Genomic DNA, 14487 nt, shown 5'->3' on the forward strand with positions numbered 1-14487 from the left:
TTGGGCGTTGAACTGACCAATGGAACTATTGCCGGGACGCTAATTCGCACGTTCATACTCCCATATTTCGCCCACCCGGGCGGCATCGATTTGCCGCAGCACCGGAGCGAAGCATTCGCCAGCAATTCCACACGCAAGCAACACTATTGCGCGAGGTTGCGTGCCGACCTTCCCTTCAATTACAAACAGGATCTCAAGCTCAATTCTCGTGCGTCGATGGCCGGGGCGCAGATACATGGGCGATGTCAGAACCGCTTGGAAAAGCCGATGCTGAAACCCCGCGGAAGCAACTGAACGAATACCGGCGTATCCCACCTTGTGGTCCAATAGCCGACCGCTGTACCCAGCGCCCAACCGGCGAGGACGTCGGTCTGCCAGTGCGCCTGGCTCTTCATTCGCGCGACGGCGTCGTAGGCAGGAAGGACTTCCAGCGCCCAGACCCACGGATCCCGACGGCCATAGTTGACAATGAATGGCGTCACGAAACTCGCCTGCAAGGTGACCTCACCGCTGGGAAAGCTTTGACAGCAGGTTCCCTGAAACCAGCGGTTCGGTCCCTGTCCACTATTGGGCCGAGGACGGCCAAATGTGTATTTCAGGCCCTGCGCCGCGACGGCAGATATCGCTGACGCGTCCATCGCTTGCCAGAACGTATGGCCGAGTTCATTGTCGTTCCCGAGCCAAAGCGCCCCGCCCAGTTCGACGGCCACCACACCGTATTCGAGTCCAAGCTGATACCCGCGGGCCCATATGCCGCTCTGGTCCAGCGCCCATTCATGGTCGATTCCCAGTGGACCACCGCCAGCACGTGCTCCCGCACACACGACTCCTAGAACTGCGGCTGCAATGCAGCATTTGATATTGCCGGTCAAATGCCGGCGTGGCAAAAGTGCTCGAAGGCAGCGCATAACGCCTCCCGGCAGACTATGAACTTGCACACGGACCCTGGATGTTGCTTGATGGGCTGCAAGGATTGACCGAACCTAAGAATTCGGAATGACCGGCGTCGATTGCAGTTCAGGCTTCGTGCGCAGATCTCATCGCTCGATTCGGCGTGAAGCCTCTCAGCGCTCTCGCGGTCAGCTTATCCATTTGCGCGTGCTCGACCGTCTGGGCCACAGAGGGCCGAGGTCATTTCACATCGGTCGGGAACACTCCAAATTGCATCTAGCCGGTTCCCTGCGATCGCTGCACGGACTACGCGCTTGCAACGAATTGCAAAGTTCGACGGTATTAAATAAATCTGTCACGCACCCTACTAGTAATCCACCAAATCAGACAGTCTGCGACTGAATCTCAGGTGCAGGATGACAAGCTGACGTCCTGGACACTCACGTGAGACGGAGATGCTGTGACCCATTGGGCCGATGGGGGTGACGTGGCGATCGGCGACTGCTGAGTGGAACGCGAGTCTGGCCGCCTTTTTGGTTAGCAGCACCAGGCAGATGATGGCTGTAACAGCACCGGTCCGAAAGACGGGAGTTTGAAAGGTCTCGTCGGATAAACCGAACACCGCGAGCGCGGCCAGCGCGAGCGCCACGATGAAGACAGACGCCAGTGACGCTGTCATCAGATACGCTCGAAGCATGTCCACGGTGGACGGTTTCATAAGGCTGTCCAACGATGTCAATGTCAACAATCTCGAAGACGCTTCCGCAGGCCTTCACCTATCGCGCAGCGGCAGCGCGGCGCTCCAACTCTATGTGCCCTTCTACAGTAACAAACTCTTTCGCAGATGCTACCCCGCGGTCCTGAAGGAAACCTTAACCAAATCAGCGTAACGTGCATCAAACCGAGAAAGGCCGCTAAACTCGTATTGGCCGGCAGACAAACAATGAAAGTGAAAGACGCCGTCGATGACGATACCTTGGGGTACCCCCTCTTATGCGCACTCTCCTTGTTGAAGACGACGATCTGATTGGTAACGGTGTTGAAGCAGGACTTCGTCAGGCGGCATTCACTGTTGACTGGGCGCGCGACGGCCGGGAGGCGCAACTTGCTTTGGGTACCACGAAATATGCTCTGGTCGTTCTCGATCTCGGCCTTCCCAAGATGTCGGGCGCAGAAATCCTGGCATGGTTACGGGATTGCGCAAACGATGTGCCCGTCCTCGTGCTCACCGCGAGGGGCAATGTGGTCGATCGGGTCGGCACGTTAGAAGCAGGCGCTGACGATTATCTCGGCAAGCCTTTCGATCTCTCTGAACTCGTAGCCCGCTGCCGCGCACTGTTGCGCCGGTCACAGGGACGTAGCGTCGAAGTCATGCGGTATCACGATATCGTTGTCGACGCAGCTTCAAAAACTGTCCTGCGTGATGGTGCGCGCGTTCCGTTGACCGCTCGCGAGTGGGCGGTGTTACTCCAGTTGCTTTCCCATCAGGGCGTCCCACAGTCGAAATCGCGTCTTGAGGAGAGTGTATATCGATGGCAGGAGGAGATAGAGAGCAACGCGATTGAGGTGCATGTCTCCAACCTGCGCAAAAAGCTTGGTGCGGATCTGATCAGGACAGTCCGGGGGATTGGCTACCTTATGGACAAGAAATGATAATGGGTGCGCCGGGAGACCGGCAAGGAGTAGATGGTGAAAGTCCATTACGATGAAGGTGTAGCGAACCACATCGGCCCCGAGCCGTGCGCAGGCGCCCGCGAGGGTGTCGGCGAAGCGTCGGTAGGGGAGCGTGCAGGCCAGCCATTGAGCCGCGATATCTTTAACGTCTCAGGTGCCGACGTCGTCCATTTGGCGGAAGGCAACACGGAGGGGCGCGCCATCGCAAGTGCCTCGACGACTTGGCGCGGTCGCAGACCCTGGCATGCACGGACGATCCTTGTGCGGGAACCGGGAGATCTCTCGTCTGGCCTGTCGCAGCACGGGCAGGTCCGCATCGGGAAGGCGAGGAGCCGTAGCCGATGATGGACGGACGTGAGAAGTCAGACTCCGCCGTAGTAGCGACGAAGCCTGCGAACAACGCCGGGAAACCGGCTGCGGAGTGGGCGGAGCCAAGGGCGGGGACCAAGGGGAGCACGGGTCAGTCCAACACGTGCCGGGCACAGAACCGGGAAAGCGTGTCACACGGGCTGGAACGTGTACGGCAGGCAGCAAGGCAGCGGAAGAAGGAGCGGTTCACTGCGTTGCTGCACTATGTCACTATCGACCGGCTGCGGGAGTCATTCCGTGCGCTTAAGCGCATGGCGGCTCCGGGTGTGGACGGTATGACATGGCAGTACTTCGAGGCGGCGCTGGAGGAGAATCTCCAGCGCCTGCACGCACAGGTACAGAGCGGCGCGTACCGGGCGTTGCCCGTTCGGCGGCAGTACATACCCAAGCCGGATGGCAAACAGCGCCCGCTGGGAATTGCCGCGCTGGAGGATAAAATCGTCCAGCGCGCGGTGGTTGAAGTTCTCAACGCTATCTACGAAGAAGATTTTCTTGGCTTCTCGTACGGGTTTCGGCCCGGGCGCAGTCAACATGATGCGATGGATGCGTTGTCAACCGCCATCGATCGCACCTCGGTGAACTGGATACTGGACGCCGATATTCGGAACTTCTTTGACGGACTGAGCCAGGAATGGCTAGTCCGTTTTCTGGAGAACCGGATCGGCGATCAGCGCATCATCCGCCTTGTGCGCAAGTGGCTCAAGGCGGGCGTTCTGGAGGATGGAGAGCTTAGCGTCAGTGAAACCGGTACACCGCAAGGGGCAGTGGCCTCGCCGCTGCTCGCGAACGTGTACCTGCACTACGTGTTTGATCTCTGGGCGCAGCAGTGGCGACGGCGAGAAGCCAAAGGCAACGTAATCATCTCGCGGTACGCGGATGATATCGTGGTCGGTTTCGAACACGAAGCAGACGCGAGGCGCTTCTGGGACGCGATGCGAGCGAGGTTGGCGAAGTTCGAGCTTGCGCTGCACCCGGACAAGACGAGACTGCTGGAGTTTGGGCGCTATGCAGCGCACAGGCGAAAGCATCAGGGTCTTGGTCGGCCAGAGACGTTCACCTTTCTGGGCTTCATCTTCATCTGCGGGCGTTCACGCCGCGGCGCCTTCCAGCTACAGCGGAAGACTCGCGGAGATCGCATGCGGGCGAAGCTCAGACAGATCAAGGACGCACTCCGTCGGCGTATGCACGAGTCAATTCCAGAGCAAGGGAAGTGGCTCAAACAGGTCGTTCAGGGGTACTTCGCATATCATGCGGTGCCCACGAACTTCCGCGCGCTTTGTGCTTTTCGCCACCACGTCCGATCCCTCTGGATGCGCGCGCTACGGCGGCGTAGTCAGAAAGACCGCACGTCATGGACGCGGATGACGCACATCGCAGACGCATGGCTCCCGCATCCTCGCATACTTCACCCGTGGCCGAACCAGCGATTTGCCGTCAAGCACCCGAGGTAGGAGCCGTATGCCCGAATTGGGCACGTACGGATCTGTGCGGGGGGTGCCCGGTAACGGGCATCCCTACCGCGATCATCGGTACGATGTCGCCTGATGGTGCTGGTGTTTGGGGCTCTGTCAGGTTGATGCTGAGGCGGCGGTAAAATGCCGTGATGAAGAAGAGAAAATCCCTTTATCACGGTCACCGTTTCCCAGCCGAGGTCATCAGTTGCGCTGTGCGCTGGTATTGATATGACTTTGCGTGTCAATCGCGAAATTGGTTTCCAGGTTGCATCGACGCATGAATTTCCTGAGGGCGGCGCAGCAGTAAGTCTCGACGGTGGATCACACTGACATCCGCGGGTTGGATACCGCATTACAGAGGTCCGCCTCATGAGCCTGCCGCTAACTTCCGCCGCAAGTTGGTGATGCCCGTTGCGTAATACCATCGCGGGTTGCTCGGATGCCGGGCTGCGCCGCCTTCAGGAAACTCCTTCCGTTGTTCGGGAAATCACACACAGGCCGCGGGCGGTTTGCTGCGAGGTATTGCAAGCGCCATGGCCAGTCGACTGATGTCCCAGATGAACGCCGCCAGTTCGCGGGCAATAGCCACGACCGTGATGTTGATGGGCTTGCCTCGCGCGGTCAGCCGGCGGAATCGTCGGCACAGCCGCACCTGGGCGTCCCAGGCGCGGTCGATGATGGCCTTGGGCAGACCTTCGAGACGGGCCTGGATTTCCGGACTGACGCGGGCAGGATGGCGGTAACTCCAGGCCGCTTCGACCAGCAGTCTTCGGGCGTAGCTGTTGCCGGTTTTGGTAATGCTGCCCTGGCGGCGTTTGCCTCCCGATGAATGCTCGGATGGCGTTACGCCGAGCCAGGCCATCAGCTGACGCGGGTGTTCGAAGCGGGACAGGTCGCCCACTTCTGAAATCATCCCGACGGCGGTAACGAACTGGACGCCCCGCATGGCCTGCAGGGCCAGCACTACCGGATAGAAGCGCCAGGAGATCACCGCTTCGCGTACGGCTGTTTCGAGACGGGCGCACTGCGCAAGCCGGTCCTCGATCGTGCGCCGGTGTTCGTCAAAGGCAAGGTGCTGCCAGGCGCTGGGAAACGAACAGCGGCCCAGCCAGCGACGGTGCGCCTCGCCCCAGTTTGCGCTACCGGTATAACGGACGCCATGCGCGAGCAGGAACGACTTCAGTCGATGCCGTGCACGTCGCAGATCCTCGCGGGCAGCCGCCCACGCGCGGGCGAGATCCCGGAATGCCTCGTCTTCAATGCCGGGCACGTACACGGCCGACAGGTCGTCGGCGCGCAGCGAGCGCGCCAGCTTGATGGCATCACGCCGGTCGGTCTTTACGCGCTCGCCCGGCTTGCGCGGGATCAGTGAAGGTGCGCAGACCATGCAGTCGAAGCCCTTCTGGACGAGCTGACGGTACAGCCCGTAACCACATGGACCTGCCTCGTACACGACGCGCACGTGCGGCGCCTTGGATTGCAGGCGTGTGCACAGGCGATCGATGTCGGCCCCGGTCGTACCGGTCTTGCCCAGCAGCTCGATCTCGCCCGCGTCGATCGCGTAGGCGACCGTGATCGAGTCCTTGTGAAGATCCAGTCCAACGTACACCGTGCTATCGTTTCGCATGCTGGCCTCCGTGGAGGAAATCGCCGGGGCATGGCCCAGTCCACGCCCGTGCGGCTCTGACAGCAATGCTAACCCGCGTTCAGTTTCCCCACGGCGGGCCAGCCCTTGCCTCACGCAAAGTCATACTGCCTTCCGGTTCAGCCTGAGCCTGCGCGACATCGAGGAGTTGTTGCTTGAGCGTGGTGTCGTGGTCACGTACGAAACGATTCGTTGCTGGTGCGACAAGTTCGGCGCTGGATTCGCTCAGTGCGCGAAAGCGGCGCGGCGCAAGCCGGGCAGCACATGGCATCTGGACGAAATGTTCGTGACGCTGCGCGGTGAGCCGTATCTGTTGTGGCGAGCGGTCGATGAGCATGGCGCTGAACTCGACGTGCTGGTGCAGAAGCGGCGCGACAAGGCTGCGGCAAAGCGCTTCTTCCGGAGGGTGTTGCGTTCAAACCCGGTGCCGCGCAAGATCGTTACCGACCAGCTGCGCAGCTATCCGGCGGCGAAGGCTGACATTCCCGAGCTCGCTCATGTGAAGCATGTCTTCGTCAAAGCGGCTGCACGTGTGAACAACCGTGCCGAGAACAGCCACCAGCCGACCCGCAGGCGCGAACGCCAGATGTGCGGCTTTCGCGAGGCGCGTCGTACGCAGGCGTTTCTCTCATGCTTTGGCCCGATCCGGCAGCACTTCGCGTTGCCCAGACATCGGATGAACGCGGCATGTCATCGTGCCGTACTTAAGGAACGTTTCGCCACATGGCATGATTGGACTGTCACTGCCGCGGGCGATAAGGTTATCTAATAAGGATAACTACGCGTAGGTCACACAGGTACTCTACGCCCGTCAACCTGACAGAGCCGTTGCGATCAGTGGCTACGCTCAACCCGAAGACGTGCAAAAGGCGCTCGATTCCGGGTTTGACGCGCATTTCGCGAAGCCACTCGATATGCTTCGAATTGCGCAGCTTTTTACCGGCGATGATTTTCGCGATGGCTAAAGGTATGCTCGTGCGCCATAGCCCTCGCGGAGGCGCACTCCTGGCGGGTGAGCGTCACGCTGTTTGAAGCCGAATTTTTCATTCGAACACGCGCTTCGTCGACGACGCCATAAATGACCGAGCGTCCGCTTTCGATCAATCGACCGTCCCTTGTGGGTCGACTTCGGCCGGTGCCGTTAAGATTGGCCACCCCGACCACGCTACGGCTTCCCCGCGGTGCTAGACTCAAGATCAGCTCGCCAAGATCTCGGAGGTTGGAATGACCAGCGCTTACGTTGTCAGAACCGGCGAAAAATTTTTCTGCAGCGCGGAGGACGGTGACATCGGGCTCGCGCCGGAGGTAAAAGAAGCAAAACGCTTTCTCTCGCGTGAAGAAGCCGAAGAAGCGGCGAACGAGCACGCTGATCCCGAGTATGAAATCGTCACTGTGGACATCGCGGAACGTTGACTCAAAGTCGTTTCGCCACGTATGCTGAACGTCTGATCTCCGCTGGAGATCACAATCCCTCAACGATGTCTCGCTGACATCATCCCCGAGCGGCGGTATGGGCGTGTAGCGCCGACGTAGTCGACGACCACCGGAAAGGAGTCTCCCTTGCGCGAGTCCTAGTACAGGGTTGACCGCGTAGCGCTGTCATATTGCAACAGACGTGAGCCAGACAGTCTGCTTCGACGTCGCCGCGCCGCCGGCTCAGTAGTTCCGACCGGAATCCGCTGCCAATCACGCGGACAGTGGTCCGCGCCCTGCTATTCACCTGACATATCCTCACGCGCCTGTAGGCGCCGGCAGGCTGTGCCACCACGTGCGCGAGTGCTACTTCCGCATTCAAAAAGTCCCCAATTTTCCCCGAAAAGACGAGTACAAGGCCCAGGAACCCGACGGTTACGGCTACAGCTGGTTCTGCAAGCATTACGAGCGCTGGGCGGCGTCGCTGCCGGTCACGCTGCGCCAACCACACGTGCCTGGCGAGAAGCTGTTCTACTGCCCGGACGCCATGGCTGAGGTGCAGGAAGGGTTGTCTGAAACGACGGCGGCTCCATCATTCGCGCGCATTGCCTCTTCCATTTTCGCGAAGGACATCGGACGTCCCGTCAGAAAGCCCTGAACGACATCACATCCTGCCTCGCATAGCCAGGCGAGTTGAGCAGGGTACTCAACGCCTTCGGCAACGACCGCGAGTCCAAAGCTGTGCGCCATCGAGATAATGGCGGTCACGATCGGCTGCCCCGCATGCGGGAGTGCCTTAACGAAGCTTCGGTCAATTTTGAGCTGGTTTAGTGGAAAGGACTGCAGATACGCCAGTGACGAATAGCCCGTACCAAAGTCGTCGATCGACAGGCGGATACCGTGGGTGCGCAGTTGCCGCATTACGTTCACCGCGACGGCCATGTTCGCCATGAGCAGGCTTTCGGTAAGCTCGAGTTCGAGCATGCACGCGGCTAGGCCACTTTCCCTTAGAGCCTCAAGAACATCGGACTGAAATCCGGGCTCTCGAAGCTGCCTCGCGGAGACGTTCACGGACACGCTTATGGCATTACCTGCGCGGACGTTCCACCGGGCGGCATCGCGGCAGGCGCGCCGCATGACCCAATTCCCAAGCGCAACAATGAGATCGCTGTTCTCCGCGATCGGGATGAATTCCGCTGGCGGAATATTGCCTTCCGATGGATGGGTCCACCGCGCGAGAGCCTCTGCGCCTACCAGCCGTCCCGTTTGGCAGTCGTATTGCGGCTGATAGGCCAACTCAAGCGCGTCGCCCTCAATTGCTTCACGCAGATCGCGCTCAAGCCGTGCGCGTCGCTGCGCGTCCTTCGTCATCTGTGGCTTGAACTCGACGGCGAGATTCTTTCCGCTGTTTTTAGCAGCATACAACGCGATGTCCGCGCTGCTAACGAGCGATGCAACGTCAGTTGCATCGTCAGGGAATCGACTGAACCCGACGCTTGCCGTGACGAGAACGTTGCCGCCAGACAGTTCAAACGGTCTGGCCAGCATGCTGGTGATGCGTTCGGCAGTGTGACGGCTTCCGGTGCGGTCTGCGTCGTCGACCGCGAGCACCGCAAATTCGTCACCTCCGATGCGGCTGACGACGTCTGTCGAGCGAACTGCATCCCGTAGCGCGACTGCGACGGAACGGAGCAGTTCGTCTCCGGCGCCGTGCCCCAAGGTGTCGTTGACAGTCTTGAAGTTATCAAGGTCAATCAGGATCAGCGTCACATGCTCGCAGTCCTCGCGCCCCGGTCGTAAGCGGGTCGCCAATTCGTCGTAGAATGCCCGGCGGTTTGGCAGGTCTGTCAGGGGGTCTGTATTCGCGAGATATTCGAGTTCCTTCTCGGCCTCGAAGACACGCGCTTTCATGCGTGACGTGACGACGGACGATACCCAGAGCGCGCATATGCAGGCCGCCATCAGAAAACCGGCATATTGCCAAAGCTCGCGGACCATGCCTTCGGTACTCGCCACAAGTACAACTGTACCCAGAGCCTGACCGTCGTGGACGACGGGGTTGGCGACAAAGACATCGTTCAGGGAAAAGCGCTCCTGTCTCAATGCGCTGGCAAGCGTCGCTTCGTTAGCCTCATACGCAGAGAGTCCCGCTCTGAAATAGCGTGCATGGACGCCCCCCTTCGCGTTGAACACTGCAACACTCTCAACGTATGGCACGTTGCTGAGTGTATGAAGGATCTCGCTCGTGGCCTGCACATCGTGAAACATCAACGACGCTGGGATATTTGCCGAGACCATCGCCGCCTGCAGACGCGCGTCCGCGGCGAGCGCGGCGCGTAACGAAAACGCCTGGTAGGCCACCAGCCCTGCGCTGGAAATCAGCAGGGCGATTGCGATGCCGACAATATTCACGCGTCCCAAGGCGCGCGTAAGACTTGGTGCCTGTTCGTCGTGGGACGTCATGAGACATTCCTTGCAAGGCGAAGCAGCTTGGAGCTGAGCGACAGGTGTCGACGCAGCGCCTGCTGATTCTCTATGTCGAAACGGAGATGATCTTCGTCAGTGAAGAGACGGATGACAGCAGTGTGGTCGCTGGCATCGGAGTCGCTGATGACCAGAATGGGCTGGTCCGACGAGAGAACGTCTTTCACCGCATTAGACGATTGCTCCTCTTCCAGCACGATGACATTGCATCTGCCCTGGCCGTTCTTTGTTGGCGTCGGGATGACGGTCCACGCACGGCCGCCAACGGTTCTGCCATCAAGTTTTGCGAGTGCCCCACCAAGGTCACTGTCTTTGTTCACACAGACGAAGAGAGCTGCGTCGGACAAACTTTCTGGCGGCCAGGTGGTGAACTCGGTGAAGTTGAAGATATAAGCCGCCTTCAACGCAGACTCATCTACCTGAGCATGAGCCGATAGGCTTATCAGCGCCCAGATGAAGAAAGTGAGTATGCCTGCGAGGCAGAAGGTGCGGGCGGACGACATTTCAGAACCCGTACACCAGCTTGAGGAGGAATTCCCGGCTTTGCTGCGCGATGACTTCCTGCGTGAAGCCTGGGCCGGCGGGGTCCGTGTACCGCGCGTTGGCGACGTTATAGATTGAAAAGGACACGTCGGCATGCCTGATCAGGCGTGAGCTTCCGACGGTCACATTTCCGAGGCAATAGCCGGCCGCGTGCCCCGCTTCCGCGAGTCGACTGGATACGCACTGAAGCTCCGTGGCTACCCGCGCGGCGTTTGCGAAGACGGGCAGCACGACGTTCAGCTTGAGCAGGTTTCGAGGCGAGTTCTGAAGGACCGCACCGGAGTGATTGTCGCGAGCGATCTGCCATGAGTAACTCGTGCGTATCCTCGCGCCGCTTGAGAATTTCTGTTCATAGCTCAGTTCGGCCCCGTTCGCGTTCGCCCGATTCAGGTTTTCAAAGATGTAAAGTCCGGACGGAGCCGTCGTCTCTGAAATCAGGTCGCGAATGTCATAGTGAAACAGCGAAAGGGTGGCGCGACCTGACGCTCCGATTTGTCGCTCGTAGATGAATTCGTTGGTGGTGATATGTTCGGCTTTGAGCGACGGGTTAGCCAGTTGTCCGCCCACGCCCGGAACCGCATAGTAAAGCTCATACGCGTTGGGCGCCCGGTAGGCTCGCCCATAGATGAGCTTGAACGTATCTTTGGACGTTAGCTTGTATGAGAGCGCCAGTCTCGGGCTGACGTTGCCGCCCGAGACGGTTTCCTGGTCGTAGCGAAGCCCGGCATTCAGCGTAAAACCCGCCGGTAGCTGCAATTCATCTTCGGCATAGACGCCTGCCCGATTGCTGCTGCGCTGGTCGTCCAAAAGTAGCTGATAGGGGTCGACGTTGTAGTTGTACTGGTCGCGCTGGGCGTCGCGTGTGTAGTCCATCCCGAAGACCAGTCTGTTTTCCGGAACGGATGTCAGGCTCGCGTGCACGTCTCCGCCATACCACAGTGCGTGGTCACCGTCGATATTCTCCACCGGGCCGGGCGCGTACAAGCTCGGGCTACGGTAGTCGTAGCGTCCCCAGTACAGTTGCGCCGCGAGCTGCAACCCGTCGTTGACCGAGTGATAGAACGAGCCGTTGATAAAGCTGTGCGTGTCGGTAGTGCTATACGGCGTGTCGAAAATCGCGCCGTACGGAGCGTTCGGCACGCCCTTGGTCCGATTGCCGTAACCCATGCTCAGCCCGAAGTCGCCGTAGGCGAATTTGGCAAGGAAGTCCTGGGCGCGGTCATAATCCAGGCCTTGTGCGACGCCGTTGTTTTGATCCGGTGTGTCGAATTCGGGGTAGTAGAGATCCTGTCCACTCCGGGCGTAGGAACTGGCCGAGAGCACCACATCAGCGCCGTTGCTGCCGTGCCAGCCGTAGCTTGCCCGCGCATGCTTTTGGCCGAAACTGCCTGCGGCCACCGCGACTTGCGCACCTTTGAGCGTCTCTCCCGTTTTGGTAATCACGTTCACGATGCCGAACAGCGCGTTCGAACCATACACCGCAGAGCCCGGGCCTGGGACGTATTCGATACGCTCGACCATGTCCATATCCACCGGGAAATCCGTACCGATCGGGGCCTGGTCGTACACGGCATCATTCATGCGAACGCCGTCGACCAGAAGCAGGAACCGGCTGTTGTAGTCGCCTGGTCGCTGGAAGCCGCGCGCACCGAGATAGGCGTAATCCCGGTCGGAGCTAACGTAAAGCCCGGGCAAGGAGGCCAGGGCATCGGCTAGCGTTCGCCAGCCGAAATCCCGGATGTCCTCGGCCGTGAGGGCTCTGGTGCAAATAGGCAAGTTGGTCGAGAGGTCTTCAATAGGTAGGATACCTCATCGAGCAGACAGGACGGCATTCCAGACTGAGGCCGCAATGGTATCCCTGAGGCCGAGCTTTGCGAGGTTGAACTGACCTTTGCGAATGCGATGAATCAACTCGATGCCTGAAATCGTGACCGCGGCACTCCTGAACCGTTTGAAGCCGAGCATCACGTTGGTTCTGGACTTGATGTTGCGATGGTCCTGTTCTATCGGGTTGTTCAGGTACGTCGAGGATCGGACCTTTGTGTCCTCGGGCAGCAAGCCGTCGGCCTTCATCTCGCGCACCGCGCGATGCGAGGCAGCATAGCCATCGAGCGTGATCGTCTCCGGCGCTTGGCCCTGATGCTTGATGGCTTTGCCGAAAAAGCCTTTTGCCGCGGCCACGTCGCGCTTTGCGCGGAGCATGAAGTCCACTGTCTGGCCGGCCCGGTCCACCGCCCGGTACAGATAGACCCACCTGCCACGGATTTTAAGATACGTTTCGTCAACACGCCATGACCGCCCTGCCGGCGTGCCAAAACGGTTCCAGCGCTTGACGAACTCCGGTGTAAAGCGCTTCACCCAGCGCAGAATCGTGGTGTGGGCCAGCGACAAACCCCGCTCGGCCATCATCTCCACCAGATCACGCAGGCTAAGCTTGTAACGAAGATACCAGCGCACGCACAGAATGATGATCTCTCGATCGAAATGTCGTCCATCGAACAACACATCCATAGTCTTTAACTTGCTCATCGCCGGCCATCAGTTCGTTTGCTTCGACAACTCTAACCGATTTCGCCATTCCTATTTGCACCACAGCCGGTCAGCTCGTCAGTGACTGTCTTGCCGAGCCATTGGGCGCCGTGTTCGAGGATGACCCGCACGGCAACGGCCGTTGTCGTCGCCCTTGATTGTTCTTCGGCCCATGCGGGGTTGCCTGCGCCCGTACAAAGTTGTGCCACGTCGAACACGTCTTTAAATGCAAGGCGATAGCCGGACAACGTCGTGTGCCGGGACGCTACAGGTTCCGGCAACAGAGGTGGCCCCGTTCGTTCGGACAGTTTTTTCGATTTTTAAGTGGAACGCTGGGCGGTCACGCTGCCGTTTTCATCGCGGGCAGCATCGCGAAGTAAGCTTCATCCGGGGTCTTGTCCGACAGACTTGAATGAGGCCTTTGCTGGTTGTACCACGTCAGGTAGTTAGCGATGGACTTGCGTGCCTGGCCGACGGACTCATAAGCCTTCAAATATATCTCTTCGTACTTCACGCTGCGCCACAGTCGTTCGATAAAAACGTTGTCCCGCCAGCTTCCCTTGCCATCCATCGACAAAGCGATTCCGCGCGAGAGGACCGCGTCGGTGAAGACCGTACTGGTGAATTGGCTGCCTTGATCAGTATTGACGATCTCAGGCAATCCATATTTTGCGAATGCTTCTTCGAGCGCTGCTACCGCATGCTCAGCCTCCATCGTGATCGCGACTCGGTGCGCTAAAACACGGCGGCTGGCCCAATCGATCACAGCAGTGAGATAGACGAAGCCGTGTGCCATAGGCACGTATGTCGTGTCCAATGCGTACACCTGGTTGCTGCGCTCGATCTTCCGATCGCGCAGCAGGTACGGCCAGATCTTGTGAGCCAGATGTTTGCGGCTCAAGTTCGGTTTGCGATACAGCGCCTCGATGCCCATTTTGCGCATCAAGGTGCCGACGTGTTTGCGTCCGACCACTATGCCCTCTCGCTTGAGCAGGCGCATCAACATGCGCGCGCCGGCAAACGGATGCTCCAGGTGCAACTCGTCGATGCGGCGCATGAGCGCCAGATCCGCGGCACTGACCGGGCTCGGCGCGTAGTACGCACAGGATCGGCTAATGCCGACCAGCTTGACCTGCCGGGAAACCGGCAGGGGGTGGGCACGATCAATCATTTCTTTGCGCTCAGCAGGCCTGCCTTGCCGAGCGCGCCGGACAAAAAATCATTCTCCAGCGCCAATTGGCCGATCTTTGCGTGAAGCGTCTTCAGATCCACCGGCGGCTCATTGACGGGCGCGCCCGCCGCGCCGAACACATCGGCCGCTCGGTCTTGCAACTGCCGCTTCCATTCCGTGATCTGGTTCGGATGAACCTCAAACTGCTGCGCCAATTCTGCCAGTGTGCGCTCGCCACGTACCGCTGCCAGTGCCACCTTCGCCTTGAACGTCGCTGAGTGCGTGCGCCGGGTTCTCTTCGTCATCGTCTGGTT

The 14487-nt window shown here is 59.5% G+C and carries 12 protein-coding genes and 2 pseudogenes; 5 read left to right on the plus strand and 9 right to left on the minus strand.

The genetic code is table 11. The annotated features are described in order from the left end of the window. Positions 1–245: 245 nt before the first annotated feature. Both P0D84_RS41155 and P0D84_RS41160 read right to left on the minus strand, forming a co-directional pair. Complete coding sequence (locus tag P0D84_RS41155) at positions 246–710, minus strand: phosphatase PAP2 family protein (RefSeq protein ID WP_408348022.1); 465 nt, start codon at positions 708–710, stop codon at positions 246–248. A gap of 548 nt (positions 711–1258) precedes the next feature. Next, positions 1259–1609, minus strand: a complete 351-nt coding sequence (locus tag P0D84_RS41160; protein ID WP_408348025.1) for a hypothetical protein — start codon at positions 1607–1609, stop codon at positions 1259–1261. 275 nt (positions 1610–1884) lie between these two features. On the opposite strand from P0D84_RS41160, the gene P0D84_RS41165 reads away from it, so the two are divergent. The 3 genes and pseudogenes from P0D84_RS41165 to P0D84_RS41175 form a co-directional block, all read left to right on the plus strand. Then, complete coding sequence (locus P0D84_RS41165) at positions 1885–2544, plus strand: response regulator (protein ID WP_408348028.1); 660 nt, start codon at positions 1885–1887, stop codon at positions 2542–2544. A 362-nt stretch (positions 2545–2906) separates the two neighbouring features. After that, positions 2907–4385 (plus strand): group II intron reverse transcriptase/maturase, encoded by a 1479-nt coding sequence (gene ltrA, locus P0D84_RS41170; RefSeq protein WP_459252231.1) that lies wholly within the window; start codon positions 2907–2909, stop codon positions 4383–4385. A gap of 152 nt (positions 4386–4537) precedes the next feature. Further along, a pseudogene (locus tag P0D84_RS41175) lies at positions 4538–4612 on the plus strand (IS6 family transposase); the annotation flags it as partial. A 263-nt stretch (positions 4613–4875) separates the two neighbouring features. Here the strand turns inward: P0D84_RS41175 and P0D84_RS41180 are convergent. Continuing rightward, on the minus strand, positions 4876–6015 hold the full coding sequence (locus P0D84_RS41180) for an IS110 family RNA-guided transposase (RefSeq protein WP_408348031.1): 1140 nt from the start codon (positions 6013–6015) through the stop codon (positions 4876–4878). 130 nt (positions 6016–6145) lie between these two features. Here P0D84_RS41180 and P0D84_RS41185 point away from each other — a divergent pair. After that, a pseudogene (locus tag P0D84_RS41185) lies at positions 6146–6802 on the plus strand (IS6 family transposase); the annotation flags it as partial. Positions 6803–7257: 455 nt separating this feature from the next. After that, positions 7258–7446, plus strand: coding sequence for a hypothetical protein (locus P0D84_RS41190; RefSeq protein WP_408348034.1), 189 nt, complete (start codon positions 7258–7260; stop codon positions 7444–7446). 531 nt (positions 7447–7977) lie between these two features. Here the strand turns inward: P0D84_RS41190 and P0D84_RS41195 are convergent. The 6 genes from P0D84_RS41195 to P0D84_RS41220 form a co-directional block, all read right to left on the minus strand. Further along, positions 7978–9909, minus strand: a complete 1932-nt coding sequence (locus P0D84_RS41195) for a putative bifunctional diguanylate cyclase/phosphodiesterase (RefSeq protein WP_408348037.1) — start codon at positions 9907–9909, stop codon at positions 7978–7980. Next, positions 9906–10433 (minus strand): YfiR family protein, encoded by a 528-nt coding sequence (locus P0D84_RS41200; protein ID WP_408348040.1) that lies wholly within the window; start codon positions 10431–10433, stop codon positions 9906–9908. The genes P0D84_RS41195 and P0D84_RS41200 overlap by 4 nt, the downstream gene beginning before the upstream one ends. Before the next feature lies 1 nt (position 10434). After that, positions 10435–12249, minus strand: a complete 1815-nt coding sequence (locus P0D84_RS41205; RefSeq protein WP_494478248.1) for a TonB-dependent receptor domain-containing protein — start codon at positions 12247–12249, stop codon at positions 10435–10437. Positions 12250–12282: 33 nt separating this feature from the next. Further along, entirely contained in the window at positions 12283–13002 is a 720-nt protein-coding gene (locus tag P0D84_RS41210; RefSeq protein ID WP_459252235.1) for an IS6 family transposase, read from the minus strand. 32 nt (positions 13003–13034) lie between these two features. After that, a complete protein-coding gene (locus P0D84_RS41215; protein WP_408348043.1) occupies positions 13035–13250 on the minus strand; it encodes a hypothetical protein in 216 nt (71 codons plus the stop codon). A 92-nt stretch (positions 13251–13342) separates the two neighbouring features. Further along, a protein-coding gene (locus P0D84_RS41220; RefSeq protein WP_408346954.1) for an IS3 family transposase occupies positions 13343–14478 on the minus strand; the annotation gives its coding sequence in 2 pieces (ribosomal slippage) (positions 13343–14214 and positions 14214–14478; 1137 coding nt in all). Between the last annotated feature and the right edge of the window lie 9 nt (positions 14479–14487).

This window comes from Paraburkholderia sp. RL17-337-BIB-A (genome assembly GCF_046025895.1).
Lineage (GTDB): Bacteria > Pseudomonadota > Gammaproteobacteria > Burkholderiales > Burkholderiaceae > Paraburkholderia > Paraburkholderia fungorum_C.